The organism is Brevundimonas sp. P7753, from assembly GCF_013386595.1.
Lineage (GTDB): Bacteria > Pseudomonadota > Alphaproteobacteria > Caulobacterales > Caulobacteraceae > Brevundimonas > Brevundimonas bullata.
Genome location: NZ_JACARP010000006.1, coordinates 23,558 through 49,715, shown reverse-complemented (window position 1 = coordinate 49,715; position 26,158 = coordinate 23,558). Strand labels below are relative to the sequence as shown.

The following is a 26,158-nucleotide window of genomic DNA, read 5'->3' as shown; positions in this document are numbered from 1 at the left end:
AGCGGGCTGAGGAGTAGAGGCCGTGGCGGGCGCGAACGGATGCAGCGCCTTCAAACCGCCCCGCGTTACGTCTAGAGATTTGCTCAAAGGGTCCGCGACGGCTACATCCCGCGCCAACCTCCCCATCAGATCAGACGACAGGGCGAAACCGCACCTCATGGCGCAGCAATATATTTTCCAGATGCAGGGTCTGACCAAGACCTTCCCCGGCGGCAAGAAGATCTTCGAGAACATCTGGCTGAGCTTCTACAACGACGCCAAGATCGGCGTCGTCGGGGTCAACGGCTCGGGTAAGTCCACCCTGCTGAAGATCATGGCCGGCCTGGACACCGAGTTCACGGGTGAAGCCCGCGCCGCCGACGGCATCAAGCGCGGCTACCTGGAACAGGAACCCAAGCTCGACGACAGCCTGAACGTCCGCCAGAACGTCGAGTCGTGGTGCGAAGAGAAGCAGTGGGTCAACCGCTTCAACGAAGTCGCCAACGAACTGGGCGAAAACTACACCGACGAGCTGATGGAGGAGATGACCGCCCTCCAGGAGAAGATCGACGCCGGCGACGTCTGGGACATCGACAGCCGCATCGAGATGGCCATGGGCGCCCTGCGCTGCCCGCCGGACGACTGGGAAGTCACCAACCTGTCGGGGGGTGAAAAGCGCCGCGTGGCTCTGGCCCGTCTGCTGCTGTCCAAGCCCGACATGCTGCTGCTCGACGAACCGACCAACCACCTGGACGCCGAATCCGTCGCCTGGCTGCAGCACCACCTAGAGAACTTCCCCGGCTGCGTCATCCTGGTGACCCACGACCGCTACTTCCTGGACCTGGTGACCAAGTGGACGCTGGAACTGGACCGCGGCAAGGGCCACCCGCACGAGGGCAACTACTCTTCGTGGCTGGAAGCCAAGCAGAAGCGCGTCGTTCAAGAGAACTCGGAGTCCGAAGCCCGCCAGCGCGCCCTTACCCGCGAACTGGAATGGGTCCGTTCGGGCGCCAAGGCCCGTCAGGCCAAGTCCAAGGCCCGTCTGGCCGCCTATGAGCGGATGGTGGACGAGCAGGAATCGATGCGCGGCGCCCAGACGCACGCCCACATCCAGATCCCGCCTGGCCCGCGCCTTGGCAACGTCGTTCTGGAAGTCGAGGGCCTGAAGAAGTCCTATGGCGACAAGGTCCTGTTCGACAACCTGACCTTCAAGCTGCCGCCCAACGGCATCGTCGGCGTCATCGGCCCCAACGGCGCCGGCAAGTCGACCATGTTCAAGCTGATCACCGGCCAGGAAACGCCCGACGGCGGCACCATCAAGGTCGGCGAGACGGTCAAGCTGGCCTATGTCGACCAATCGCGCGACGACCTGAAGCCGGACGAAACCATCTGGCAGGCCATCTCGGGCGGCACCGACGTGATGATGGTCGGCAAGCGCGAGATCAACACCCGCGCCTATGTCGGCAGCTTCAACTTCAAGGGCGGCGACCAGCAGAAAAAGGTCGGCCAACTGTCCGGCGGTGAGCGTAACCGCGTCCACCTCGCCAAGACCCTGGCCTCGGGCGGCAACCTGATCCTGCTCGATGAACCGACCAACGACCTGGACATCGAAACCTTGCAGAACCTCGAAGAGGCTCTGGAGGAGTTCGCCGGCTGCGCCGTAGTCATCTCCCACGACCGCTGGTTCCTTGACCGTCTGGCCACCCACATCCTCGCCTTCGAAGGCGACGGCCACGTGGAATGGTTCGAGGGCAACTTCGAAGCCTACGAACAGGACAAGATGCGCCGCCTGGGTGCGGACAGCATCATTCCCAAGCGTATCCAGCACCAGAAGTTCGGTCGCTGATAGAACTTCCAGAATGACGAGCGGCCCTCCGACACCATCGGGGGGCCGTTTTTCTTGCGCCCTCCCCCCTCCCGCCGGGATGAGCGGCAAATGGGGTGAATGAGAGGGGCTGGCGTAGTCGCGAGACAGGGTTAGTCTGCCCTCCATGACCCAGCGCCCCGCCATCCTGATCATGCAGCGGCACCTCGCGCCGCTCAGCGTCTTTCTCGAAAGCGCCTACGACGTCTATCGCTTCTGGGAGGGGCCGCCGATCGAAGCGGCGCACGACGTGCGCGTCCTGATCGTGGCGGGCGAGTTCGAACTGGACAAGGCCCTGATCGAGCGCCTGCCCAACCTGTCGCTGATCGCCTGTTTCACCTCGGGCTATGACGGCATCGACGTCGAGTGGTGCCGCGCGCGCGGCCTGCCCGTCACCCACGCCCCCGCCATCAACCACGAAGATGTGGCCGACCATGCCCTAGGGCTGATCCTGGCCGCGCGGCGTCAGATCGCCGAGGGCGACCGCCAGGTTCGCGCCGGCGGCTGGACCCCTGCCTCCAAGACCATCACCCCGTCGATGGGCGGGCAGACGCTGGGAATTGTCGGCCTGGGCGCTATCGGCGAATCCATCGCCCGGCGCGCCGAGGTCATGCGCATGACCGTCCAGTGGTGGGCGCCGCGCGCGAAAGAGGCCGCCTGGCCCCGCGCGGACAGCCTGCTCGATCTGGCCCGCACCGCGGACGTCCTGGTCGTCGCCTGTCGCGCGGACGAGAGCAATCGGGGCCTGATCTCGGCGGAAGTGATCGAGGCGCTGGGGCCGTCGGGCCTGCTGGTCAATGTCGCGCGTGGTCAGCTGGTGGACGAGGACGCCGTGATCGCCGCCCTGCGCGACGGGCGGCTGGGCGGGGCTGCGCTGGACGTGTTCGAGACCGAGCCGACCGACGCCGCGCGCTGGGCCACCGTGCCGAACACCGTGCTGACGCCCCACACCGCCGGGGCCACGACCGAGGCGGTGCAGGGGATGCTCATGCTGCTGTTGCAGAACCTGTCGGCCCATTTCGCGGGCGAACCGCTGAAAACGCCCGTCACGATCTGATCTGCACGATTTAACGGGCAGCTGAATGATCTATGCGGCTTAACCGTCGCATTAGGCCCGCTCGCGGTCAGATTTTGCTTGCATAATCGTATAAGGATATCTTTATACGACCTCATGACACTGACTGCTGACCAGACCGTTGAAACCCTGCGCGCCGCGGGCGAACCGACCCGTTTGCGGGTGCTTTCCCTGCTGGCGGCCGAGGAGCTGTCGGTCATGGAGCTGTCGCGGGTTCTGGACCAGAGCCAGCCGCGCGTCTCGCGTCATCTGAAGCTGATGGCCGACGCGGGGCTGATCGAACGATTCCCCGACGGGGCGCGAGTCTTCTACCGCCTGTCGCACGACGCCCTGTCGCGCCGCCTGATCGACACGGTGCTGGACCTGCTGGACGACGCCGAGGGCGAGGCCGACCACCGCCGCCTGGACGAGGTGCGCAAGGAGCGCGCTATCGACGCCGCCCGCTATTTCGAACAGGTCGCGCCCCAGTGGGACCAGATGCGCAGCCTCTATGTCTGCGAAACGGCGGTCGAAACCGCCGTTGAACAGGCGGCAGGCCCCGGCCCGTTCGAGCGGGTCGTCGATCTGGGCACCGGCTCTGGCCGGATGCTGACCCTGTTCGGCAAGAAGGCGAAGATGTCGGTCGGGCTCGACCTGTCGCAGAACATGCTGAACATCGCCCGCGCCAATGTCTCCAAGGCTGGGCTGGACAAGGTCGAGTTGCGCCACGGCGACATCTTCTCGACCCGCCTGCCCCACGCCAGCGCCGATCTGGTGATCGTGCATCAGGTCCTGCACTACCTGGCCGACCCCGCCGCCGCCGTGGCCGAGGCCGCGCGTCTGGTCATGCCGGGCGGCAAGCTGCTGATCGTCGACTTCGCCCCGCACCAGCTGGAGCATCTGCGCGAAGAGCATCAACACCGCCGCCTGGGCTTCGCCGACGATGAAATCCAGGAATGGCTGACAAAGGCGGGCCTGACCGCCGACGCCCCGGTCGCCCTGCCGCCCGACACCGAAGGCCTGACCGTCCACATCTGGGCCGCCGAACGCGCCTCCGCCTCTGCTCGAAAGACCGCCTGATGGCCCCCTCCTCCGCTTCCTCGCTGAATTTGGCCGAAGCCCGCGCCCTGCTGTTGTCGCCCTTGGGCCCTGTCGCGCGCGCCGGTTCGAACCACAACGCCGTGAACGTCTCCTTCGAGTTCTTTCCGCCCAAGTCGGATGAGGCCGAGGCCAATCTGTGGTCCGCCATCCGTCGGCTGGAGCCGCTGAACCCGGCCTTCGTCTCCGTCACCTATGGCGCGGGCGGCTCGACGCGCGAACGCACCCACCGCACCGTGCAGCGGATCATCAGCGAAACGACCCTGCGGCCCGCCGCCCACCTGACCTGCGTCGAGGCCAGCCGCGCCGAGGTCGATGAAGTCATCGCGGGCTACAAGGCCATCGGCGTCGACCACATCGTCGCCCTGCGCGGCGACCCGCCGGGCGGAGACGGCATCGGCGGCGCCTACGTCCCGCGTACCGACGGCTACGCCAACGCCACTGAACTGTCCCGCGCCATCAACAGCGTCGGCGGCTTCGATATCACCGTCGGCGCCTATCCCGAAAAGCACCCCGAAAGCCCGTCGATCGACCACGACATCGACGTGCTGAAGGCCAAGGTGGACGCCGGCGCCACCCGCGCGGTCAGCCAGTTCTTCTTCGACATCGAGGCCTTCCTGCGCTTCCGCGACCGGGTGCGGGCGGCGGGCGTGACCCTCCCCCTGATTCCCGGCATCATGCCGGTGTCCAACTTCAAGGGCCTGAGCCGGATGAGCGCGGCCTGCGGCGCCGCCATCCCCGACTGGCTCGCGGCTCACTTCGACGGGCTGGACGAGGACCCCGAGACCCGCAAGCTACTGGCCACCTCCATCGCCGCCGAGACCTGCGCGCGCCTGCAGGAAGAGGGCTTCTCGGACTTCCACTTCTACACCCTGAATCGCGCCGAGCTGGTCTATGCCATCTGCCGGGTGCTGGGCGTGCGTGAAACCAAGGCTGTTGCGTAAATGACTCCCCCCCTTTCTCGTTCTAAGCGGATCGCCGCCCTGCACGCGGCGGCCAAGGAACGCATCCTGGTGCTCGACGGGTCCTGGGGCGTCATGATCCAGCGGCGCGGACTAGAAGAAGCCGACTTCCGCGGCGACCGCTTCGTCGCGGCCAAGGGCTATGACGACAAGCACCAGATGAAGGGGAACAACGACATCCTCTGCATCACCCGCCCCGACATCATTTCCGACCTGCATGACCAGTATTACGGCGCGGGCGCGGACATCAGCGAGACCAACACCTTCTCCGGCACGGTGCTGGCCCAGGACGACTATCATCTGGACGCCCAGGCCGTCTGGGACATCAATCTGGAAGGCGCCCGGCTGGCCCGCGCCGCCGCCGACCGCTGGACCGAGAAAGAGCCGCACAAGCCGCGCTTCGCCGCCGGCTCCATCGGGCCGCTGACCAAGATGCTGTCCATGTCGTCGGATGTGAACGACCCCGGCGCGCGCAGCGTGACCTTCGATCAGGTCTATGAGGCCTATCGTCATCAGGTGAAGGCCCTGAACGAGGGCGGCGTGGACCTCTATCTGATCGAAACCATCACCGACACGCTGAACTGCAAGGCCTGCATCAAGGCGATCAAGGATCTTGAGGACGAGGGCCTGCCCGCCCTGCCCATTTGGATTTCCGGCACCATCACAGACCGTTCGGGCCGCACCCTGTCGGGCCAGACCGCCGAGGCCTTCTGGAACTCTGTGCGCCACGCCAAGCCCTTCGCCGTGGGCTTCAACTGCGCCCTCGGCGCCGATCTGATGCGCCCCTTCATCGCCGAACTTAGCCGCGTCGCCGACACCCTGGTCGCCGCCTATCCCAACGCCGGCCTGCCCAACGCCATGGGCCAGTACGACGAGCAGCCGCACGAAACCGCCCACTTCATCGAGGAATGGGCCGCCTCGGGCCTGGTCAACATCGTCGGCGGCTGCTGCGGCACCACCCCCGACCACATCCGCCACGTCGCCGAAGAAGTCGCCCCGCTGAAGCCGCGCCAAATCCCGGAACGCCCCGTGGCCATGCGGCTGGCCGGGCTGGAACCCTTCGAGCTGGTGGCGTGATGATCGGCCTCGCGCTTTGCCTACTGACGGCCCCTGTGGCGGCCCCTAACTTCTCGTTGGCGACTGCCAGTTCGGTCTCCGCATCCGCAGTACTCCTCGGGACTTGGGGTGTGGGTCCTTTTGACAACGATGCCGCAGCAGACTGGTACGCCCAGTTTGCCGAAGCCCCTTCGTGGCAAGAAATTCATCGCGCCTTCGAAGCCACTACACGTCCCGCCTATCTAGAGGCGGACGAGGCTTCGATAGCTGTCGCCGCTGCCGCTGTCGTTTCAGCCGCGCAACTGGGGCAGCTTGAAGCGCTCCCACCGGAAGGACGATCCGCTGCGGCAGGGCTCGGAAAGCCCCCCGCAGCCCTTCTACGAGAAGCCAAGGCAGCACTTTCTCGCGTCCAAAACGATTCAGAGTTGGCCGAACTGTGGGCCGAAGACGACGCTTCGCCTTGGCTGGCCTCCTTAAATTCGATCCGAACAGGCCTAAAGTAATGCGTCCTGTCTTCATCAACGTCGGCGAGCGGACCAACGTCACGGGCTCGGCCAAGTTCCGCAAACTCGTGGTGGACGGCGACTACGCCGCCGCCCTCGACGTCGCGCGTCAACAGGTCGAGGCGGGCGCCCAGATCATCGACATCAACATGGACGAGGGGCTGCTGGACGGCGCCGTCGCCATGCGCACCTTCCTCAACCTGATCGCCGCCGAGCCCGACATCGCCCGCGTCCCGGTCATGATCGACAGTTCCAAGTGGGAGGTCATAGAGGCGGGTCTGAAGTGCGTTCAGGGCAAGCCGATCGTCAACTCGATCTCGATGAAGGAGGGCGAGGCCGCCTTCCGCGAACACGCGATCAAATGCATGCGCTACGGCGCCGCCGTCGTGGTCATGGCCTTTGACGAAGTAGGTCAGGCCGACACCGCCGCGCGCAAGATCGAGATCTGCACCCGCGCCTACAACATCCTGGTCAACGAGGTCGGCTTCCCGCCCGAGGACATCATCTTCGACCCCAATATCTTCGCCGTGGCGACGGGGATCGAGGAACACGACAACTACGCCGTCGACTTCATCGAGGCGGTCAAGGTCATCAAGGCCACCCTGCCCTACGCCCGCATCTCGGGCGGGGTGTCGAACGTCTCGTTCTCGTTCCGCGGCAATGAGCCGGTGCGGCGAGCGATCCACAGCGTCTTCCTGTACCACGCCATCAACGCCGGCATGGATATGGGCATCGTCAACGCCGGCGACCTGCCGGTCTATGACGACATCGACGCCGAACTACGCGAGGCGGTCGAGGACGTGATCCTGAACCGGCCGCAGCGGACCAATGTGTCCAACACCGAGCGGCTGGTGGACATGGCGCCCCGTTACAAGGGCGAAAAGGGCGCGGCGCGCGTCGTCGATCTGAAGTGGCGCGAGCAGCCCGTCGCGGCCCGCATCGCCCACGCCCTGGTCCACGGCATCACCGAGTTCATCGAGGCCGACACCGAGGAGGCCCGCCTGTCGGTCGAGCGCCCCCTGCACGTCATCGAAGGTCCGCTGATGGACGGGATGAACGTGGTCGGCGACCTGTTCGGCTCGGGCAAGATGTTCCTGCCGCAGGTGGTCAAGTCGGCCCGCGTGATGAAGCAGGCCGTGGCCTGGCTGGAGCCCTTCATGGAGGCGGAAAAGGCCGGCAAGCCGCGCGAACAGGCGGGCCGCATCCTGATGGCCACGGTCAAGGGCGACGTCCACGACATCGGCAAGAACATCGTCGGCGTCGTGCTTCAGTGTAACAACTACGAGGTCATCGACCTGGGCGTCATGGTCCCGGCCGACCGCATCCTCGACGCCGCCATCGAACACAAGGTGGACATCGTCGGCCTCAGCGGCCTGATCACCCCGTCGCTGGACGAGATGGTCTTCGTCGCGCGCGAGATGGAGCGGCGCGGCTTTGACATCCCCCTGCTGATCGGCGGGGCCACGACCAGCCGCACCCACACGGCGGTCAAGATTGAGCCCGGCTATCGCAAGGGTTCGACCACCTATGTCATCGACGCCAGCCGCGCCGTCGGCGTGGTCTCGGGCCTGTTGTCGCCTACCGAAAAGGCCAAGAACGAGGCCGCCACGCGCGACGAATACATCCGCATCCGCGAACAGTACGCGCGCGGACAAGAGGTGAAGGCCCGCGCCACGCTGCAGCAGGCGCGCGAAAACCGCTTCAACGTCGACCCGGCCGAGACCATGCCGGGCAAGCCGTCCTTCATCGGCGTGCGGGCGTTTGACGCCTGGGACCTGGCCGATCTGGCCGACCACATCGACTGGACGCCCTTCTTCGCCAGCTGGGAGCTGATCGGCCGCTATCCGCTGATCCTCGAAGACGAGATCGTCGGCGAGGCGGCCAAGGATCTGTTCAAAGACGCTCAAGGAATGCTGAAGCGGATCATCGACGAGAAGTGGTTCACAGCCAAGGGCGTGGTCGGCTTCTGGCCCGCTCAGGCCGTAGGCGACGACATCGCCGTCTATGCTGACGAGAGCCGCGCCGAGGAGATCGCTCGTTTCCACACCCTGCGCCAGCAAATCAAGAAGTCGAACGGCAAGCCCAACCTGGCCCTGTCGGACTTCATCGCGGAAGACGGCCAGGATTATGTCGGCGCCTTCGCCGTCACGGCGGGCCATGGCGAGCTGGAAATCGCCAAACGCTTCAAGGACGCGGGCGACGACTACTCCTCGATCATGGCCACGGCCCTGGCCGACCGCCTGGCCGAAGCCTTCGCCGAGGCCCTGCACAAGAAGGTGCGGACCGAGCTTTGGGGCTATGCCGCCGACGAAGCCACGACCACGCAGGACCTGATCGAAGAGAAGTACCAGGGCATCCGCCCCGCCCCCGGCTATCCGGCCCAGCCCGACCACACGGAAAAAGCCACCCTGTTCCGCCTGCTGGACGCAGGGAACAACGCCGGCATGGCCCTAACCGAAAGCTACGCCATGACGCCCCCGGCGTCCGTCAGCGGCCTCTACTTCGGCCATCCCGGCAGCCACTATTTCGGCGTTGGCAAGATCGACCGCGATCAGATCGAGGACTACGCCCGCCGCAAAGGCTGGGACATCGAAACCGCCGAACGCTGGCTGGCTCCTATCCTGAACTATGATCCGGGCGCACTTAGGCGAGATACCGCGGCCTAATTCTTCAAGCTACTGCTCTCCGTTAACAACAATAATCACCAAATAGAAAGGGCGGCGAGCATAAGCTCGCCGCCCCATACTTTACATACCTAGTGCTTAGAACTGGTACGACAAGCCAACGCGGATGTTCCGCGGCGTTTGATAACCCGTGATTGCCCGATAGTTGGGATCCGGGTTCGTCGCAGTTAGCATACCAACTTCTTGGTAGTTGGCCACGCCTTGGATGTTGAAGATGTTGAACGCATCAGCACGGAACTGCATCCGCCCAGGCAGGGGCAGATCAAGATCCCACGAAAGCGACAAGTCAACGCGCTTAGACCACTCTCCAGTGAACTGAGAACCACGAGGCGTCAGTTTACCGTCGCAGTACCAAGCAGTTGCTGTCGTGTTGTTTGCCCGACCATCAGCAAATGGGTAGGGGCCGATACAACCGTAGTGGCGAGGCGACTGGATAAAGACGTTGGCCCCGAGCGTAACGCTATCGGTCAACGCGTAAGATCCGAAGAGCTTAAAGGTCTGACCGCGATGGTTGGGCAGCAGACCAAAAGCACCGTCAGTCCAACCCGGCTCATCAAAGTCCTGAGTCAGGCCAGTATCATCCTGACCGTTATCTGACTTCACGCCGCCTTCAATGTTGCCTTCAGATTTGGCGAAGACCGCCGATCCTTGGAGCGACCACTTACCATCCCAAGGACGTTCGATCGTCAGTTCCAGCGCCTGATACGTACGCTCAGCCTGCGGGATATCCAGGATATCGGCAGGAATAGTGATTTCCTTGCCTGCCAGGAACGGGAAGGTGGCCGCGTCTGGCGTGATGATCAGATCTTTACCCGGATTGAGCAGGACGTAGCCCGATCCGTTGATTTGACCACAGTTCGCCGCGGAGATACCGGCAGAAGCGCAGTATGCATCGATGATATATCCGGTATCGAAGTCTTCCATCACCGACTTCAGATCGCGATAGGTGAGGTTAGCGCCAACGCGCCAGCCATTATCCATCGTGTGCTGAATACCAAGAATGAACTCGTCTTGATACTGCGCTTCCAAGTTGGCTGACGCCAACGAACTGGGCGCCGCAGTTGAACCGTCAGAGTTGACTTGCTCGATGAATGGAGTGCTCAGACCGCCAGGTGCGCAGCTATTACCTACATCAGCCGCACAGGCCAGAACAACCTTAGCATGTGTGTTGAGGTTGGGATTAGACGGGTCAAGCGCAAAACCGCCAACATTCTGATACAGGTGGTAGAAGTCTGTGAAGAGCTCAGAACCCGCCATACGAATGTTGGTATTTGCGGCGATCGGCAGATAATATCGCCCGTAGAAACCAGAAACACGAGTCTTCTGGTCGCCCATAAGGTCGTAAACTACGCCGATACGCGGAGACAGATCATAATCCGTTTCGACGAAGACATCGCCGGCGGCATTCATGTTCTGGAACTTTTCAGCCCGAAGGCCAAGCTGCATAGACAGCCGTTCCGTCACATCCCAGGCATCCTGAATATAGAATGCGGACTGCTTGGTTTCGAAGCTACCTCCGCTATTGAGCACGCGAACGCGAACGTATGGCGACCCCGCCGGGACAGCTCCGTTAAACTGAGGATTGGCGCTTGGACCACGATAGACGTACTGAATGCCGCCCGAGAAAGATTGCTCATTCGTCGAGCTCAGGTTTTCCTGATCAAAGCCGAAGCGGAAGTGGTGATTGCCGAAGAAGTTGTCCAAGTACATGTCGGCATCAATACGGAAGAGCTCCCGCTCATCAATACCCGTCTCAATCAGCTGGGCAGGGTTGCCGCGAAGCGTCCCTTGGCCAGAGAAACCGACGACGCTCGCATCGCCATCGGCAGTGCCCTGAACAGTCTGGTTGAACGAGTTTGTGCCATAGGTGGCAGACAGCGTGAACCAGTCTGTGAAGTTGCCGGTGTAGCGGTAAATCGTCGTTTCACCACCGAACAAAGCTTCAGTTGTTTCAGGTTGCGTCGCTCCAGCACGCCAAACATCAGTGGTCTGCGTCTGGTCGTCGCTAAAGTACGTGACTTCCAAGCGATGGTCTGGGTTCAGATAGAAGTCCAGCTTGCCGCCGTAGAACGGATCGTCGGCTGTAACATCGGTGCGCGTGCCGATACCATTTGTATCGCTCTGGGAAATATCCCGAGGATTATATAGACCGAAGAAATAAACATGGTCTTTAATCACCGGACCCGACAGCCACACGTTGCCCTCAAGGGAATCGCGCTCATCTAGATCATTATTTGCAGTGAGTGTCGTTGTGCCATCCGGGTTGATCCGCGATACATTCTTGGATGTTTCACGAAGACCATTGGGATTCCAATAAATGTTGGCCCCACCATGGAACTCATCCGAGCCAGAGCGCGTCACGGAGACAACAGCACCACCGGTCGAACGGCCGAACTCAGCTTGATAGCCACCGGTTTTGACGTCTACCTGCTGATAGAAGTCGAATGGAACGGTGTTGCCGCCGACGAACGTACGGAAGTTCGTTACGTTCATGCCGTTGATATAGTAAACGTTTTCAGCAACAGAGGAGCCGGAAATCGATACTTCGTTACCAAAAGCGGTATCGCCAGGCGTGGTGCCTGGAGCCAGAAGCTGAATGCTCGTCAAGTTACGTGCGATCGGCAGACGATCAAACGTTTCCTGAACATCAACGGTAATACCGGTCGTGGTCCGATCAAAATCAACCGCAGCCGCTCGCGTACCCACGACGATAACGTCGCCAAGGTCGGTAGCTCCAGCAGTCGAACCGCCCGAAGATGCAACGGTAAATTCATAAGTTGACGCACTGCCGATGCTAACAGGCACCGAGGCGTCAGTGTAGGTTTCGATACCTGCGCCCGAAATCGTTACCGAATACCGGCCGATCGGGGCGCCCGAAACGCGAAACGCGCCGCTTTCGTTTGTTGTAACCGTCCGGGTGAAAGGTGCGCCGTTCTGAGACACAACCACAGTAGCGCCGCTAACAGGATTGCCCGCAGTGTCGGTGACGGTGCCCGTCAGAGCGCCGCTCGTAAAGTCCTGAGCAACGGCGACGGTGGGCGCAGCGAGCATGGTGGCTGAAACAGCCGTGAGCGCCATGAGCGCAGTGCCGCCGATCATCGTCGACTGCAATAAGCGCTGGCGAATAGTCCTAATGTTCAAAATCAATCCTCCTAGTAGCTGCGAACCATGCTGGAGCTTCGCCAATGCGGGTTAACAGCCACAGCTATCGAAAGCCCCCATGCTCACGACAAGGATATCGTAGCGGCGCCATCGCCAGATCGCACTGAAATTACTTGGTCACAACATTTTCGGCTTCGTATTGTCGCATGATCGCCACAGTTATAACTAAACTGCTGCAATTGCTGACATATTTTGGATATAGAATTATGAAATCCCTCAATCATGCCACATTTGTCGCCGGACAGATCGCCCACGACGATCTGAGCGCCGCCGCCGAGGCCAATGTGAAGGTCCTGGTGAATCACCGGACGCCCGGCGAAGAGCTCGGCCAGCCGTCGTCGGAGAACATGGCGGCGATGGCTGCGGACGCGGGCATGCGGTACCTCGAAATCCCTGTGGCCGGCATCCCCAGCCACGAGGCTGCGGTTCGTACCCTGGAGGCCATGGACAGCCTTGAGCCCGGTGAACGGATTTTGATGTTCTGTCGGTCGGGGATGCGTTCAACTGCTGCCTGGGCCATGGCGGAACGTCTTCGCGGCGCCGACGCCGATGATCTGCGCGCGCAGGCTCTGGCCGCCGGCTATGACCTCAGCCGCCTGCCGCTCTAAGCTGTAAAGGCCGCAGTTTGGATCACGGCGACGGCGTCTGATGCGTTACAAGCGTTGAAAGCTAGGTCGGGGCCGGCCCGACCGTTGCCGCTCGCCGAGGACGTTCGCCCGTGATCCCCTATGTCCGCCAGTTCGACTTCACCTATGGCCGCCGCGATCAGGTCTCGCCGCTGATCCAGCGGGTCATCGCCGACAATCCGGGGCCTTTCACCTTTACGGGGACGGGGACCTACATCGTCGGGCGCGACATGCCGGGCGCCCGCGTGGCGGTCATTGATCCCGGCCCCGAGGACGAGGCGCATCTGCACGCTCTGCTGCGGGCGGTGAAGGGACGGACGGTCAGTCATATCCTGGTGACGCACACCCACCGCGACCACGCGCCGTTGTCGCGCGCCCTGGCCGAGGCGGTCGGCGGCGCCCCCATCCTGGCGGCGCAACCGCACGGGCCGACGGTCCACGCCTCGGACGCCATTGACCAGGCCGCGATGGACGAGGACGACGACGCCGACTTCAAGGCCGACGTCATCCTCAGCGACGGCGACAGGATCGAAGGCGGCGGCTGGACCCTGGAGGCCATGGCCACGCCCGGTCACGCCTCCAACCACATGGCCTTCGCCCTGCGCGAGGAGAACGCCCTGTTCAGCGGCGACCACGTCATGGGCTGGTCCACCACGGTCGTCGCCCCGCCTGACGGCGACATGACCGCCTATATGGCCAGCCTGGAACGGGTGCTGGCGCGCGGCTTCTCGACCCTCTGGCCGACGCACGGCCCGGCCATCACCCAGGTCGCGCCCTTCCTGAAGGCCTATCGCCACCACCGGCTGGAGCGCGAGGCCCAGATCATGGCGCGGCTGGCGGCGGGCGACGAAACCATCGCCGAGATGGTCCCGGCCCTCTACGCCGCCGTCGATCCACGACTGTGGCCGGCGGCCAGCCTGTCAGTCCTGGCCCACCTGATCGCCCTGGTCGACAGGGGTCTTGTCGCCGCGACGCCGCAGCCGGTCCTTGAGGCGCGTTACCGCATCCTTTGACCCCGCGCCGCAGCTGGCGCGGACCGCGGCCCACTCGGAGGACGTCAGGGCCGGAGCCCCAGCCTTTTCATAAGCGCGCGCCCGTTGGGCTCGCCGGGCGGAGTCAGGGTGGGTCGAGACGAACTCAGCGGCGGTCGCCAGGCGCTTGTCCTCGCCCTCGCCGTGCATCCGCGCGAAGAAGGGCGCCATGCCCTGCGACGACATCCCCGCGGCGGTCAGCAGCGCCTGGCCTCGCTCATCCGCCTCCAACTCGGCCTCGCGGCCATAGCGCAGGTCGGTCGCCTGCCCGGCCAGAAGCACCGCCTGCTGCCCTGCCCCCGTGCCGCCGCCGACCACGGCGTCCAGCAAGAGGCCGACGCCCAGGCTGCGCCAGACCGCCTGCATGACGTGGCGCTTCTCGATATGGGCGACTTCGTGGGCCACGACCGCAGCCAGTTCGTCCGGCGTCTCGGCTTCACGGATCAGGTCGTCCGTGACAAGGACGGCCCCGCCCGGCAGGGCGAAGGCGTTGACGAAGGGCGCCTGAACCGCGCGCACGCGCACGTCGAACGGCGTGTCGGACTGCATCGACAGCCGCGTGCCTAACTCGTCCAGCACGCCCTGCCCCGCCTCGCCCTCGCAGCGGCGGAACATGGCGCCCATCTGGGCATCGAAGCTGCGGCCCATGTCCTTTTCCATCTGGATAGGGGTCGCTCGCGCCAGCGGCCCGGCGAAGAGCGGCACGCCCCAGAAGACAAAGGCCGTGACCGACAGGCCGGCCGCCGCCAGACCCGCCACCAGACGAAACTCTCTGACCCGACCGCGCTTCTCCACGGCGACCGCCGCCGATCCGCCTAGGGCGAGCCAGTCGGCCTCGGTCAGCACCAGACGCGCGTCAGGATCGGACGTATGCGACAGCCGGGCCTGATCGCCCTCGCGCAGCACCTTCAGCCCGGCTTGCGGCCAGAACCGAGCCTGGCCGCCCTCTGCGGCAAAGCGCAGGCCGTCGTCGATCCACGCGACCTCGACGGTCGAGGGTCGGGCGCTCAGCCCGTCGTGGAACCGCCCCTGCATGGTCAGATGGCCGAGAAGCCGAAGGCGTCGGCCAGGCCTTCACCCGACCCCGGCCCCCTGCCCGCCTGCCGCGCCAGATCCAGATGCGCCAGACCCGCCGAGGTCAGCCGCGACACCATGAAGTGCGCCGTGCGCGCCTGCACCCAGGGCGTCAGGAAGCCGAGCGACAGCAGCAGAGCCGCCATGTTCGACACCGTCAACCACCACAGCGGCATGGCCTTGACGTCCAGATGGAAGCCCGCGCCGTCCAGCGTCACGCCCGCGCTGATCGAGCGCAACATGGCGGCGTGGAAGGGCGACCAGATCAGCAGGAAGACCGGCGCCAGGACCAGCATCATTCCATAGAGGCCCAGGGTGAAGCCCAGGCCGGGCGGCTGCCCTTCCGGCGCGTCCATCATCCCCAGGGCGGCGAACAGGCCGACCATCCCGATAACGAAGACCAGGTAGCCGACCAAGGTGCCGACCCAACCCAGGGCATACCAGCCGTAGACGCTGACCTTTTCCGCCCGCGCCATGCGGAAACGGATACGGCGGTCGCCAAAGCGAAGCTCGTCCCACAGTTTTTCCGCCAGGCCGCGCTGCGCCACGGGCCAGAACCAGCCCATCGTCAGCCCGCTGAGGAACAGAGCGCCCAGGTATCTGAAGCCATAGCTTCGCGCCGAACCGCCCAGGCGAAAACGCACCCCGCGCCAGGTCGTACGGCTGGCCATGTAGCGAAAGGCGGTGAAAAGACCGAAGCCCCACAGCCAGAAGAGGCCAAAATAGAGGATCGGATAAAGGACCGCGATCATCGCTGGTCCGCCGAACTGGATCGCGAACACCGTCAGCAGCATCGGCAGCCCCAGAGCCACCAGGGCCAGCAGGAAGCCGATGAACAGCTCCTTGCCGCGCCCGGTATATTCAAAGGCGTCGCCGTTCAGCCGCACGCCCTGCCAGACCCGGCGTCGCACCTCGGTCTTTCCCCAGAAGCGGTAGAGGGTCAGGGTGACGATGTTCAGCAGGCCGTTGCGCAGGCTCAGACCCAGGAAGCGCTTCGGCTGCAAGGTCGACTGGAAGCGCAGGACCTCCCCCGCCTCGGAATCCTGGGGATAGACCCCATGCAGCGGCCCCAGACCGTCATTGATCGGCCCGCCATCCAGCGTTGCGTCTGTCATCTAACCCCCCGGTTTTCCTGATCTTACCGGAGCGCGGACGAACAATGCAATCTCAGGATTGCGGCGTCAGCCCCATAACGACGGTCCGCGCCAGGCGGCAGGCCTCGTCGCCGACCTTGACGCCCTCGCGCTGGGCCACGCGCACATCGGTACGGCCCGGGCGAATGCGGATGGCGGCGTCATAGGTAAGGCCGAACCAAAAGCCTTCCTGGGCCCCGTCTGCGCGGAAGGGCGCCGCGCCGCGCACGGTGAAGCCCGCTGCGGACAGCGCCGCCGCCGCCGTTTCCGGCGCAACCTGACGGGGAACTGAAACCAGACCGGGACAGGCGACGGATGCGCCGCCGCTCCCTGCGACGCCCTGGCCGCCACGCATCGCCAGAACAGCCCGCGAGAAGGCCGGCGCCTCGGCGACGTCGCTGGTCACGTCGTTGTCGGCCGGAACCGCAAAGCGTCGCTCCTGAACCAGAAACAGAGCCACGGTCGCCCCAGCCACGACCAGCGATGCGGCGGCGTAAAGTCCCCCCCGCCGCATGTCCTTCAGCGCGATGATGACCGCGACCAGCGCCGCAGCCAGTCCGGCGAAGGCCAGGATGCGGCCGATCTTAAGCGTCAGGACGCCCAGGCCGAACTCGGCGCTCCACAGACCAAACCGGGTGCCGAAGACGGCGATCAGCACCAGAATGGGCGCCGCAAACGCCGCCAGCGTCAGCCAGCGCAAACGGATTTCGACCGTTCGCGCCCGAGATGGTTCAGCCATGCGGCCCTCCTGAAAGATCAGCCTGCGGTCGGCAGACGATAGTCCTTCATCTGCTCGCGCAGCAGCTTCTTGTCGATCTTGCCCGTGGCGCCCAGCGGAATATCAGCCAGGAAGACCACGTCGTCCGGCATCCACCACTTGGCGATCTTGCCGACCAGGAAGTCGAGATGCTCCTGCTTGTCCTCGGTCTCGCCTTCCTTGAGCTTGATCAGCAGGACCGGGCGCTCGTCCCATTTCGGATGGGCCGAGCCGATAACGGCGGCCAGGGCGACCTTGGGATGGCCGACCGCCAGGTTCTCGATCTCGATGGAGCTGATCCATTCGCCGCCGGACTTGATGACGTCCTTGGCGCGGTCGGTGATCTGCATGAAGCCATGGTCGTCGATGGTCGAGACATCGCCGGTGTCGAAGAAGCCTTCGTTGTCCAGGATCTCGCCGCCTTCATCGCGGAAATAGGCGCGGGCGATGGTCGGCCCCTTGATCATCAGACGGCCATAGGTCGAGCCGTCGTGCGGCATGTCCTGACCCGCGTAGTTCTTGAGCTTGAGCTCGACGCCCAGCGGCGGCGTGCCCTGCTTGACGCGCCACTTCAGCTGCTCCTCGAACGGCAGGGCGGCCAGTTCCGGCGTCATGTTCGACAGGGTGCCGATGGGCGAGGTCTCGGTCATGCCCCAGCCTTGCAGCACCTCGACGCCGAACTCGTCGTGGAAGGCGCGGATCATGCTCTCCGGTACGGCGGCGCCCCCGATCAGCACGCGCTTGACCGTCGAGAGCTTCAGATTGTTCTCGCGCAGGTGGTTCAACAGCCCCTGCCAGACCGTCGGCACGGCGGCCGAGAAGGTGACGCCCTCGGTCTCCAGCAGTTCATAGATGGCCGGGCCGTCCATGCGCGCGCCGGGCATGACCAGCTTGGACCCCGCCGCCGGCCCGCCGAAGGCGATGCCCCAGGCGTTGGCGTGGAACATGGGCACCACCGGCAGGATCACTTCCTTGGGCGTGGCGCCCAGGACGGTCGATTGCAGGCCCAGCAGGGTATGGATGAAGTTCGAACGGTGGGAATAGAGGACGCCCTTGGGGTTCCCCGTCGTGCCAGACGTGTAGCAGAGGCCGCAGGCGGTGTTCTCCTCGAACCCTCCCCACTCCACGTCTTCCGACGACTGCTCCAGCACGGTTTCATAGCATTCGACCACCGGCAGCTTGGTCTGCGGCATGTGGTCGGCGTCGGTCATGATGACGACGCGCTCGACCGACGGACAATGCGGCAGGATGGCGTCCAGCAGCGGCACGAAGGTCAGGTCGACGAAGATGATCCGGTCGGCGGCGTGGTTGATGATATAGACCAGCTGTTCCGGGAACAGGCGCGGGTTCAGGGTGTGGCACACCGCGCCGATGCCCATGATGCCGTACCAGGCCTCGATGTGGTCGGCGGTGTTCCAGGCCAGGGTGGCGATGCGGTCGCCGGGCTGCACGTTCCAGGCCTTCAGCGCATTCGACACCCGCTTGGCCCGCCCATGAATGGCGCCATAGGTGGTGCGCTCGATCGGTCCCTCGACGGATCGCGTCACGACCTCGCGGTTCGGGTGCCAGTTCTTGGCGTGATCGAGAATCTTGTCGACCGTCAGCGGCCAGTCCTGCATCAATCCCAGCATCGCATTCCCTCGTCTTGCGCCCTCTGTGCGTGGCGCTTTCATGGGACGCTATCTATGTGATCGACGATAAGCAACGGCGCCGTTAGGGAAACAAATCCGCCGCCAACCTCCGTTGCGACACCCTGTCGCGCACATGCCCCCCATAGAAGCCTCGTCGAACGAAACCCTTTGCCTCAAGCCTTCTGAACAGAGGCCGCAAGTCATCACAGACGCCTTACCATGCACATAGTCATTCGCCCGCGCCCGGCATAAAAGCCCACCGAAGCGCACGGAGACCTCCTCATGACCATCCTCATCGCCATCACCGGAGGTTCTGGCTCCGGCAAGAGCACCCTGGCCGAGGCCCTGGTCTCCTCCCTGCCCGCCGGGGTCGCGGTGCTGATGCGCGAGGACTCCTATTATCTGGACGCGGCCAGCGTGCCGGGCTTTGACGCCGAAACCCACGATTTCGACGACGTCGCCGCGCGCGACCACGATCTTCTGGTCGAGCACCTGAAAGAACTAAAGGCCGGACGCCCCGTCGTCGCCCCTCTCTATTCCTTCCTTCACCACGGGCGTGATCCGGGCGGCGAGCCGATCCCTGCCGCCGAGGTGGTGATCCTGGAAGGCACCCACGTCCTGTGCACCCCGGCGCTGACGGCCCTGTTCGACATCAAGGTCTTCGTCGACACCCCGGCCGACATTCGCTTCATCCGCCGCCTGCTGCGCGACCAGACCGAGCGCGGCCGCTCCGCCGAATCCGTCATTCACCAGTATCTGCTGACGGTCCGCCCTGGCCACGAGCGGCTGACAGAACCCTCGCGCACCCATGCCGACTTCATCGTCGCCGACGCTACGGCGGCCGTGCGGCTGGAAGATCCGCAGGCGGTCATTCGTCTGGCCGCGCCGGTTCTGGCTCACCCCCTGCTAGAATCTTGGCATCGTTGATGATTTGCATTTGCAGACCATCGTTACTTGTTGCAATCAAGGCAATATAAAGGCACGTTAGCCATACTCTTTCCGGGTATGCACCGATGACCACGCCGGTCCACGACTTCGACGACCCTCGACGCGCCGCCATCGTGCGACAAGCGAGACTGCATTTCATCTCAGAGGGCTACGCTGGCACCCGTATGGAGCCTATCGCCCGAGAGTCAGGGGTATCGACGGCCACCCTCTACGCCTTCTTCGACAGCAAGGCGGTCCTGTTCGAAGCGGTCATCGACAACGCCTCGGAAGACTTCGCCCGGCACATGGCGGCGGTGCACACGACCTCAGGCTCGCCGCGAGAGCGCCTGACAGAGTTCATCGGCGGCTACGCCGAGTTCATGAGCAACAGCTTCGTCCGCTCGGTGTTCCGGCTGGTTCTGGCTGAACGCCCGCGCTTCGAGGCCATCGCCATGCGCTTCTTTGAGCGCGGACGTAATGACTTCGGCGCCATCCTGATGGGCATGCTGGCCGAGATGACCGAGGCAGGGCAGTTGAAGGTCGAAAAGCCGTCCTGGGCCGCCGGACAGCTGATGGGCATGATTGAGCACCCGGTCTTCTTCGTGCCCCTGGTGACGGGCGACGACGTCCTGGCCGAACGGACGCCGCGCGCCATCGCCGAGGACGCGGTCGAGACCTTCCTGGCCCGCTACGCCGTCTAGCGCCGACTACGGCCAGAGACGGGTGCGCTTCCAGGCGTCGCCGTCGCGCTCGAACCGAAGCCGGTCGTGCAGACGGAAGGCCCGATCACGCCAGAACTCGATCTGCTGCGGCACGACCCGCCAGCCCGTCCAGCGGTCGGGACGCGGTACGTCCTGCCCTTCAAAGCTCGCCGTCTTCTCGGCCACGCGCGCTTCCAGCATGGCCCGGCTGTCCAGCGGGCGCGACTGGTCCGACGCCCAGGCCCCGATGCGGCTCTCTCGCGCCCGGCTGGCGAAATAGGCGTCGGCCTCGGCGGCGCTGACCTGCTCCACGACGCCGCGCACCCGCACCTGACGGCGCAGGCTCTTCCAATGGAACACCAGGGCCGCCGACGGATGGGCCCACAGTTGCTCTCCCTTGGCGCTCTCCTGGTTGGAGAAGAAGGTGAAGCCGCGCGCATCCACGTCCTTCAGCAGGACGATCCGCGCATCCGGCATCCCCTCGGCGTCCAGCGTCGCCAGGGTCATGGCGTTGGCGTCGTTCGGCTCGGACGCCTTGGCCGCTTCCAGCCACTCGACAAACAGGCCAAAGGGCTCGGCGCGCTCAAACATGGTCTCGTCTGCATTGGCCGCCAGTTGCGCGGCATAGTCTTGAGCAGACGGGCTGGGCGGGATCACGGACTGGGTCATGGACGATTCTCTACACCCGCATTTCCCCTACGTCATCAGCCGTGGACTAGGGTGCGACACCAAGCTTCACCATAAACTGAAGTTGCCGCTTCAATCGACAGGGTTAACCCCGTCTTGACCATATTGGTCCGAGGCTGGCGACCATGTACGCGGACGCTCTCACCCTCGAAAACGCCAGGTCGCTCCTGGGCCTGACCGGCCCGGTGGGCGCCGAGGGCCTGACGCTGGCGTTTCGCGCGGCGGTCAAGGCCGCCCGCCCCGATGCGCCCGGCGGCGACGCCGAGACCTTCCGCCGCGTCATCGTCGCCTATCGCCTGTTGCAGGCCCAGACCCTGGCCCTGCCCGCACCCGCCGGTCACGCGCGACCGAAGCCTTTCACGCCGCCGCCCCCGCCTGCGCCCCTGCTGGTCCTGACGCCGATGCAGGCGATAAGCGGCGGCTGCGTCCGCATGGTCGTCGGCGCCCGCACCCTGCTGGTTCACGGCCCGCCGGGCGTGCGGACCGGCGACAAGATCCGGCTGAAGGGCGGCGGCCCGAACGGCGCTGACGCCCTGCTGCCCGTGCTGATCCGCCCCGCCGACGGCCTGTCGGTTCTCGGCGGCGACCTGTTCATGACCTGGGCCGTGCCGCAGCGGATGATGGACGACGGCGGCCGCATCGAGATCATGACCCACGCTGGTCTGCGCTCGTCCTGGCTGGTCCCCGACATGGTCGAGCCGGTGCGACTGCGGCTTAAAGGCCTGGGCCTGCCCGCGCGCGGCCAGCGCCCCGCCGGCGACCTGTTCGTCAAGCTGGAGGCCTCGGCCGACCTGCCCTCGGCGGCCGAAGACCTGCTGCTTCGCTTCACGCGGGTCTGGACGCCACAGCGCATCGCGGCCTAAGCCTTAGTTCATGTCGCACAATACCTTCGGTCATCTTTTCCGCGTCACCACCTGGGGCGAAAGCCACGGCCCGGCCATCGGCTGCGTCGTCGACGGCTGCCCGCCGCTGATCCCCCTGACCGAGGGCGACATCCAGCCCCTGCTCGACCTGAGGAAGCCTGGCGGCAGCCGCTTCGTCACCCAGCGGCAGGAGGCTGATCAGGTCCGCATCCTGTCCGGCGTCTTCGACGACGGGCACGGCCCCGTCACCACCGGCACGCCGATCAGTCTGATGATCGAGAACACCGACCAGCGCTCCAAGGACTATGGCGAGATCGCCCGCGCCTTCCGCCCCGGCCACGCCGACTACGCCTATCAGGCCAAGTACGGCGTGCGCGACCACCGCGGCGGCGGTCGCTCCTCGGCTCGCGAGACCGCCAGCCGCGTCGCGGCGGGCGCCGTGGCGCGCAAGGTGCTTTCCAGTGTTTTGGGCGACGCCATCCGCATCCGCGCCGGGGTGGTCCAGCTCGGCCCACACCGCATCGCTGATGAGGCCCTCGACTTCGACGCCGTCTATGACAACGCCCTGTTCGCCGCCTCGGCGGACGTGGTCCCGGCCTGGGAAGCCTATCTGGACGGCGTGCGCAAGGCCGGCTCCTCCATCGGCGCCGTCGTGGCGCTGGAGGTCACGGGCGTTCCCGCCGGCTGGGGCGCGCCCCTCTACGCCAAGCTGGACGCCGAGCTGGCCGCTGGCCTCATGTCCATCAACGCCGTCAAGGGCGTCGAGATCGGTGCGGGCTTCGGCTCAGCCGAACTGTCCGGCGAGGACAACGCCGACGAGATGCGCATCGGCGACAACGGCCAGCCGGTCTTCCTGTCCAACAAGGCGGGCGGGGTTCTGGGCGGCATCTCCACCGGCCAGCCCATCACGGCGCGCGTGGCGTTCAAGCCCACCTCCTCCATCCTGACCCTGCGCCAGACCATCAACCGCGACTGCGCCGAAGTCGACCTGCGCACCAAGGGCCGCCACGACCCCTGCGTCGCCCTGCGTGGCGTCCCCGTCGTCGAGGCCATGGCCGCCATCGTCCTCGCCGACGCTATGCTGCGCCACCGGGCGCAGGTGGGGTAACGCCCCAAAGCCGTCATCCCGGACGGCCGACAGGCCGATCCGGGACCCAGACGCCAAAGCCGGCCTCGATGCTGTCCATACTGACCGCCTGGGTTCCGGGTTCGCTCTTCGAGCGCCCCGGAATGACGGCGTGAAACAACACCCCTTTTCGCAACAGTTATTGTTACCTATATAGCTCCCGAACAGCGCGGCATAGGCTGCGCCACAGGGAGACCGCACCATGATCGACGTCAGACCTTTCACCACCCTCGGCGGCGCCAACCACGGCTGGCTGAACGCCCGGCACCACTTCTCGTTCGCCAACTACTATGATCCCAAGCGCATGGGCTGGGGCCGTCTGCGCGTCTGGAACGACGACGAGATCGCCGCCAAGTCGGGCTTTCCGCCCCACCCCCACGCCGACATGGAGATCATCACCTATGTCCGCACCGGCGCCATCACCCACGAGGACTCGATGGGCAACAAGGGCCGCACGGGCGCGGGCGACGTTCAGGTGATGAGCGCGGGGACCGGCGTGCGTCACTCCGAGTTCAACCTCGAGAACGAGACGACCACCCTGTTCCAGATCTGGATCGAGACGGACAAGCCGGGCGCCCAGCCGTCCTGGGGCCAGCGCGACTTCCCCAAGAACGACCGTTCCGGCCGCTTCACCGTCGTCGCCTCCGGCGATCCGGCGGACGAGGCTCTGTCGATCAACGCCGACGCCAGGATTCTGGCCGCGACGCTGAAGGCGGGCGAGAGCCTGACCTACGACCTGGCCGCCGGTCGCCGCGCCTATCTGGTCCCCGCCGTGGGCCGGGTGGACGTCAACGGCACGACGCTGAACGCCCGCGACGGGGCAGGCATCATCGATGAGCCGACGATCACCATCACGGCCAGCGAAGACGCCGAACTGGTCATGGTCGACAGTTTGTAACCCCCCCCTCTGTCATCCCGGAAACGGCGCAAGCCGTTATCCGGGACCCAGGCGGCGGCTCCTGTCGCTTTTCCGCCCCTTCAAGCCTCCACCGCCTGGGTCCGGGTTCCGCTTCACGGCCCCGGGATGACGGCAGAAGGATGCGAGCCATGATCCCGCCGTCAGCCTCTGTTCACTTCCCTCGCGCAAAATGGGCGCCTCGGGAGCTTCACATGACCAAACCCTTCGCGCGGGCGACCGCCCTTCTGGCCGTCGTCGGCGGTTCGCTGCTGCTGCAAGCCTGCGTCGTCGGCGCCGTCGCCGGAGCCGGCGCGGCCGTTGTCGGCGGCACGGTCAAGGCGACCGGAGCCGTGGTCGGCGCGGGCTTCGACGCCGTCACCACCTCGGACGAGGAAACCAAGGCCAAGCGCGAGCGCGAGCAGCGCGAATACGAACGCGAACAGCGCCGCTGCGAACAACGCCAGCGCCAAGGCAAGGACTGCTAAGGCCGCTCACACGCCAACTGGCCCTGTCGCGCCGCGCCGTTGTCGGCTTAGGGTAGCGACCCCCTCCCCTGACGAGCCCACCATGCAAATCGCCATCCTGACCCTCGACGGCTTCAACGAGCTGGACAGCTTCATCGCGGCGGGCATCCTGAACCGGATGAAGCCGCAGGGCTGGGCGGCCCACATCACCTGCCCCACGCCGGAAGTCACCTCGATGGCCGGGGTGACGATCCAGCGCCAGAAGCCGCTGGACTTCCTGGCCGAGGCCGACGCCGTCCTGATCGGCAGCGGCATCAAGACCCGCGACTATGCCGCCGACCCCGCCTTCCTGTCGCGCCTGACGCTGGACCCGTCGCGCCAGCTGATCGGCGCCCAGTGTTCGGGCACCCTGCTGCTGGCCAAGCTGGGCCTGATCGACGACCTGCCCGCCTGCACCGACCTGACTACCAAGCCCTGGGTCATCGAGGCCGGCGTCAATGTCGTGGACGCCCCCTTCGTCGCGCATGGCAATGTCGCCACGGCGGGCGGCTGCCTCGCCTCCCAATACCTCGCCGCCTGGATGATCGCCCGCCTGGCGACGGTTCAGGACGCCGAAGACGCCATCCACTATGTCGCCCCCGTCGGCGAAAAGGCCGAATACGTCGCGCGCGCCATGTCGGCGGTGACGCCGTTTCTGACGGATGCGAATACGCTGGCGGCTTAGGGCTGCTCTCGCCCCATAGGCGTCAAAAGGAACGTCCACTATGAATTGTGAGGGGGCCTGAGCGACCGCCCTTCAGAGCGGGTGGAGCAACAGGGGTGGCGGCAGTGGAAGGCGTTCTCGATCTTTGGGAACACTATCAGGTTTCGGCCTGCAGGGTGGACATACCCCCGGACGGTTGCCGCGACATCATCGTAAGTCTGCCATCGAGCGGCCCCCACTCATGGACTCTATTTGCTCTGGCCGACACCACCGAGCGCAAGGTTGTCGCGTCAGATACGACCCTGTTGGGGGCCAGACTCAGGCCTGGCGCGATCCTGGACGCCGAGAATTTCCTTGGTCTTGCGCGGCAGAGCACATCGCCACCCGACGACGTTCTCAAGCGCCTGGAGGCGTTCGTCCGGGTCGACAGCCATGTCGAGGAAGCTCTAGCCCTGCTCGCCCAGCCAGAGATAGGCCTGGGATATTGCGCGCGGCAGGCGGGCGTGTCGGAGCGTTCTTTCCAGCGGCTTGTGGTGGGGAGCACCGGCAGAAGCCCGGTCTTCTGGCGACAATTGGCGCGTGCGCGACGTGCCGCAAAAGCTCTTTTCAGTACGCGAGACATGGCGGCGGTCGCCTACGAGAACGGCTTCTCGGATCAGGCGCACTTGAGCCGTGAGATGCGTCGATGGTTCGGATGTTCGCCATCGACCATCAGGCAGGATGCACAACTGAATGCGGCCCTGTCGCAGAGCGGCTACGCCTAGGGCGGACTGACAGGGCTGCAGATCTCGACCAGGTAGCCATTGATGTCCGCGACATAGCTGACGGTTTGACCCCAAGGCATCTGTTCAGGTGCGCTGACCGGACAGGCTCCATTTGTCACCGCTCTCTGAAAAGCGCCCTCCACGTCATCGGTCTCGAAGGCGATCTCGAATACAGGCGCGTCCACCTCCGGGTTTGCGGTCCGCTTGCCCAGCTGATCCATGAGCTTTCTGGAACAGAAGGAAAGGCTCGTTGTTCCAGTGTCCAGTTCCGCGTAGTCACCCTCCCCATGGACCATGCGAACGTCCAGGCCGAATGCCGCTTTGTAGAAGTCGACACTGGCCGCGACATCATCGACATAGAATATAGTGTACCGCAATTTCATCATGCATTTCCTCGCCTACTGCGAAATG

At 64.9% G+C, this 26,158-nt stretch carries 24 protein-coding genes; 17 read left to right on the top strand and 7 right to left on the bottom strand.

All coding sequences use genetic code 11. The annotated features are described in order from the left end of the window. Window positions 1–157 precede the first annotated feature (157 nt). The 7 genes from ettA to metH all read left to right on the top strand — a co-directional run bounded on the left by ettA (window position 158) and on the right by metH (window position 9,182). Entirely contained in the window at window positions 158–1,825 is a 1,668-nt protein-coding gene (gene ettA, locus HX774_RS01605) for an energy-dependent translational throttle protein EttA (protein WP_178823659.1), read from the top strand. A 145-nt stretch (window positions 1,826–1,970) separates the two neighbouring features. After that, window positions 1,971–2,900 (top strand): 2-hydroxyacid dehydrogenase, encoded by a 930-nt coding sequence (locus HX774_RS01600; protein ID WP_178823657.1) that lies wholly within the window; start codon window positions 1,971–1,973, stop codon window positions 2,898–2,900. Window positions 2,901–3,014: 114 nt separating this feature from the next. Then, window positions 3,015–3,977, top strand: a complete 963-nt coding sequence (locus HX774_RS01595; RefSeq protein WP_178823655.1) for a metalloregulator ArsR/SmtB family transcription factor — start codon at window positions 3,015–3,017, stop codon at window positions 3,975–3,977. After that, window positions 3,977–4,939, top strand: a complete 963-nt coding sequence (gene metF, locus HX774_RS01590; protein WP_178823653.1) for a methylenetetrahydrofolate reductase [NAD(P)H] — start codon at window positions 3,977–3,979, stop codon at window positions 4,937–4,939. Before HX774_RS01595 ends, metF begins: the two co-directional genes overlap by 1 nt. Next, window positions 4,940–6,034: a homocysteine S-methyltransferase family protein gene (locus HX774_RS01585; RefSeq protein ID WP_178823650.1), complete on the top strand. Its 1,095-nt coding sequence runs from the start codon at window positions 4,940–4,942 to the stop codon at window positions 6,032–6,034. Next, entirely contained in the window at window positions 6,034–6,516 is a 483-nt protein-coding gene (locus HX774_RS20320; protein WP_370523254.1) for a DUF4259 domain-containing protein, read from the top strand. Before HX774_RS01585 ends, HX774_RS20320 begins: the two co-directional genes overlap by 1 nt. Beyond that, window positions 6,516–9,182 (top strand): methionine synthase, encoded by a 2,667-nt coding sequence (metH, locus tag HX774_RS01575; protein WP_178823646.1) that lies wholly within the window; start codon window positions 6,516–6,518, stop codon window positions 9,180–9,182. Before HX774_RS20320 ends, metH begins: the two co-directional genes overlap by 1 nt. Before the next feature lie 96 nt (window positions 9,183–9,278). Here the strand turns inward: metH and HX774_RS01570 are convergent, their stop codons facing one another. Beyond that, a complete protein-coding gene (locus tag HX774_RS01570) occupies window positions 9,279–12,347 on the bottom strand; it encodes a TonB-dependent receptor domain-containing protein (protein WP_178823644.1) in 3,069 nt (1,022 codons plus the stop codon). Between the two features lie 221 nt (window positions 12,348–12,568). On the opposite strand from HX774_RS01570, the gene HX774_RS01565 reads away from it, so the two are divergent. Beyond that, window positions 12,569–12,970, top strand: coding sequence for a TIGR01244 family sulfur transferase (locus tag HX774_RS01565; RefSeq protein ID WP_178823642.1), 402 nt, complete (start codon window positions 12,569–12,571; stop codon window positions 12,968–12,970). Between the two features lie 110 nt (window positions 12,971–13,080). Further along, the gene (locus HX774_RS01560) at window positions 13,081–14,001 is read left to right on the top strand and encodes an MBL fold metallo-hydrolase (RefSeq protein ID WP_178823640.1); all 921 of its coding nucleotides are present in this window, start codon (window positions 13,081–13,083) and stop codon (window positions 13,999–14,001) included. Here the strand turns inward: HX774_RS01560 and HX774_RS01555 are convergent. Genes HX774_RS01555 through HX774_RS01540 form a run of 4 tightly spaced genes read right to left on the bottom strand, consistent with a single transcriptional unit; the run spans window position 13,909 to window position 18,614 of the window. Further along, window positions 13,909–15,054, bottom strand: a complete 1,146-nt coding sequence (locus HX774_RS01555) for a M48 family metallopeptidase (RefSeq protein WP_178823638.1) — start codon at window positions 15,052–15,054, stop codon at window positions 13,909–13,911. The two genes, HX774_RS01560 and HX774_RS01555, sit on opposite strands and share 93 nt — an antisense overlap. A 2-nt stretch (window positions 15,055–15,056) precedes the next feature. Beyond that, window positions 15,057–16,208 carry a YjgN family protein gene (locus HX774_RS01550; protein ID WP_178823636.1) on the bottom strand — a complete coding sequence of 384 codons (1,152 nt, stop codon included), beginning with the start codon at window positions 16,206–16,208 and terminating at the stop codon, window positions 15,057–15,059. A gap of 52 nt (window positions 16,209–16,260) precedes the next feature. Continuing rightward, window positions 16,261–16,965 (bottom strand): DUF1499 domain-containing protein, encoded by a 705-nt coding sequence (locus tag HX774_RS01545; protein WP_178823634.1) that lies wholly within the window; start codon window positions 16,963–16,965, stop codon window positions 16,261–16,263. A 17-nt stretch (window positions 16,966–16,982) separates the two neighbouring features. Then, a complete protein-coding gene (locus HX774_RS01540; protein WP_178823632.1) occupies window positions 16,983–18,614 on the bottom strand; it encodes a long-chain-fatty-acid--CoA ligase in 1,632 nt (543 codons plus the stop codon). A gap of 282 nt (window positions 18,615–18,896) precedes the next feature. On the opposite strand from HX774_RS01540, the gene udk reads away from it, so the two are divergent. Further along, the gene (gene udk, locus HX774_RS01535) at window positions 18,897–19,541 is read left to right on the top strand and encodes a uridine kinase (RefSeq protein ID WP_178823630.1); all 645 of its coding nucleotides are present in this window, start codon (window positions 18,897–18,899) and stop codon (window positions 19,539–19,541) included. 86 nt (window positions 19,542–19,627) lie between these two features. Then, the gene (locus HX774_RS01530) at window positions 19,628–20,242 is read left to right on the top strand and encodes a TetR/AcrR family transcriptional regulator (RefSeq protein WP_178823628.1); all 615 of its coding nucleotides are present in this window, start codon (window positions 19,628–19,630) and stop codon (window positions 20,240–20,242) included. A gap of 6 nt (window positions 20,243–20,248) precedes the next feature. On the opposite strand, the gene pdxH is transcribed toward HX774_RS01530, so the two are convergent. Beyond that, a complete protein-coding gene (gene pdxH, locus HX774_RS01525) occupies window positions 20,249–20,911 on the bottom strand; it encodes a pyridoxamine 5'-phosphate oxidase (protein WP_178823626.1) in 663 nt (220 codons plus the stop codon). A gap of 143 nt (window positions 20,912–21,054) precedes the next feature. On the opposite strand from pdxH, the gene HX774_RS01520 reads away from it, so the two are divergent. From HX774_RS01520 to HX774_RS01495, 6 genes are all read left to right on the top strand, one after another. Next, entirely contained in the window at window positions 21,055–21,792 is a 738-nt protein-coding gene (locus HX774_RS01520) for a DnaJ C-terminal domain-containing protein (protein WP_178823624.1), read from the top strand. A 10-nt stretch (window positions 21,793–21,802) separates the two neighbouring features. Further along, the gene (gene aroC, locus HX774_RS01515) at window positions 21,803–22,900 is read left to right on the top strand and encodes a chorismate synthase (protein WP_178823622.1); all 1,098 of its coding nucleotides are present in this window, start codon (window positions 21,803–21,805) and stop codon (window positions 22,898–22,900) included. A gap of 220 nt (window positions 22,901–23,120) precedes the next feature. Then, a complete protein-coding gene (locus tag HX774_RS01510; RefSeq protein WP_178823620.1) occupies window positions 23,121–23,816 on the top strand; it encodes a pirin family protein in 696 nt (231 codons plus the stop codon). A gap of 212 nt (window positions 23,817–24,028) precedes the next feature. Then, window positions 24,029–24,301, top strand: coding sequence for a hypothetical protein (locus HX774_RS01505; RefSeq protein WP_114818134.1), 273 nt, complete (start codon window positions 24,029–24,031; stop codon window positions 24,299–24,301). Between the two features lie 82 nt (window positions 24,302–24,383). Beyond that, window positions 24,384–25,004, top strand: a complete 621-nt coding sequence (locus tag HX774_RS01500) for a DJ-1/PfpI family protein (protein ID WP_178823618.1) — start codon at window positions 24,384–24,386, stop codon at window positions 25,002–25,004. Window positions 25,005–25,099: 95 nt separating this feature from the next. After that, window positions 25,100–25,747, top strand: coding sequence for a helix-turn-helix domain-containing protein (locus HX774_RS01495; RefSeq protein WP_178823616.1), 648 nt, complete (start codon window positions 25,100–25,102; stop codon window positions 25,745–25,747). Here HX774_RS01495 and HX774_RS01490 read toward each other — a convergent pair. Then, window positions 25,744–26,130 carry a VOC family protein gene (locus HX774_RS01490; RefSeq protein WP_178823614.1) on the bottom strand — a complete coding sequence of 129 codons (387 nt, stop codon included), beginning with the start codon at window positions 26,128–26,130 and terminating at the stop codon, window positions 25,744–25,746. The genes HX774_RS01495 and HX774_RS01490 overlap by 4 nt on opposite strands. Window positions 26,131–26,158 lie beyond the last annotated feature (28 nt).

What these genes read in the sequence shown, in the direction of transcription:
- ettA (WP_178823659.1), top strand. Translation starts at nt 158, where the DNA reads ATGGCGCAGCAATATATTTTCCAGATGCAGGGTCTGACCAAGACCTTC.
- HX774_RS01490 (WP_178823614.1), bottom strand. Translation starts at nt 26,130, where the DNA reads ATGAAATTGCGGTACACTATATTCTATGTCGATGATGTCGCGGCCAGT.
- HX774_RS01565 (WP_178823642.1), top strand. Translation starts at nt 12,569, where the DNA reads ATGAAATCCCTCAATCATGCCACATTTGTCGCCGGACAGATCGCCCAC.
- HX774_RS20320 (WP_370523254.1), top strand. Translation starts at nt 6,034, where the DNA reads ATGATCGGCCTCGCGCTTTGCCTACTGACGGCCCCTGTGGCGGCCCCT.
- HX774_RS01500 (WP_178823618.1), top strand. Translation starts at nt 24,384, where the DNA reads ATGCAAATCGCCATCCTGACCCTCGACGGCTTCAACGAGCTGGACAGC.
- HX774_RS01520 (WP_178823624.1), top strand. Translation starts at nt 21,055, where the DNA reads ATGTACGCGGACGCTCTCACCCTCGAAAACGCCAGGTCGCTCCTGGGC.
- HX774_RS01585 (WP_178823650.1), top strand. Translation starts at nt 4,940, where the DNA reads ATGACTCCCCCCCTTTCTCGTTCTAAGCGGATCGCCGCCCTGCACGCG.
- HX774_RS01530 (WP_178823628.1), top strand. Translation starts at nt 19,628, where the DNA reads ATGACCACGCCGGTCCACGACTTCGACGACCCTCGACGCGCCGCCATC.
- HX774_RS01555 (WP_178823638.1), bottom strand. Translation starts at nt 15,054, where the DNA reads ATGCAGGGGCGGTTCCACGACGGGCTGAGCGCCCGACCCTCGACCGTC.
- udk (WP_178823630.1), top strand. Translation starts at nt 18,897, where the DNA reads ATGACCATCCTCATCGCCATCACCGGAGGTTCTGGCTCCGGCAAGAGC.
- aroC (WP_178823622.1), top strand. Translation starts at nt 21,803, where the DNA reads ATGTCGCACAATACCTTCGGTCATCTTTTCCGCGTCACCACCTGGGGC.
- metF (WP_178823653.1), top strand. Translation starts at nt 3,977, where the DNA reads ATGGCCCCCTCCTCCGCTTCCTCGCTGAATTTGGCCGAAGCCCGCGCC.
- HX774_RS01600 (WP_178823657.1), top strand. Translation starts at nt 1,971, where the DNA reads ATGACCCAGCGCCCCGCCATCCTGATCATGCAGCGGCACCTCGCGCCG.
- HX774_RS01545 (WP_178823634.1), bottom strand. Translation starts at nt 16,965, where the DNA reads ATGGCTGAACCATCTCGGGCGCGAACGGTCGAAATCCGTTTGCGCTGG.
- metH (WP_178823646.1), top strand. Translation starts at nt 6,516, where the DNA reads ATGCGTCCTGTCTTCATCAACGTCGGCGAGCGGACCAACGTCACGGGC.
- HX774_RS01540 (WP_178823632.1), bottom strand. Translation starts at nt 18,614, where the DNA reads ATGCTGGGATTGATGCAGGACTGGCCGCTGACGGTCGACAAGATTCTC.
- HX774_RS01510 (WP_178823620.1), top strand. Translation starts at nt 23,121, where the DNA reads ATGATCGACGTCAGACCTTTCACCACCCTCGGCGGCGCCAACCACGGC.
- HX774_RS01505 (WP_114818134.1), top strand. Translation starts at nt 24,029, where the DNA reads ATGACCAAACCCTTCGCGCGGGCGACCGCCCTTCTGGCCGTCGTCGGC.
- HX774_RS01595 (WP_178823655.1), top strand. Translation starts at nt 3,015, where the DNA reads ATGACACTGACTGCTGACCAGACCGTTGAAACCCTGCGCGCCGCGGGC.
- pdxH (WP_178823626.1), bottom strand. Translation starts at nt 20,911, where the DNA reads ATGACCCAGTCCGTGATCCCGCCCAGCCCGTCTGCTCAAGACTATGCC.
- HX774_RS01550 (WP_178823636.1), bottom strand. Translation starts at nt 16,208, where the DNA reads ATGACAGACGCAACGCTGGATGGCGGGCCGATCAATGACGGTCTGGGG.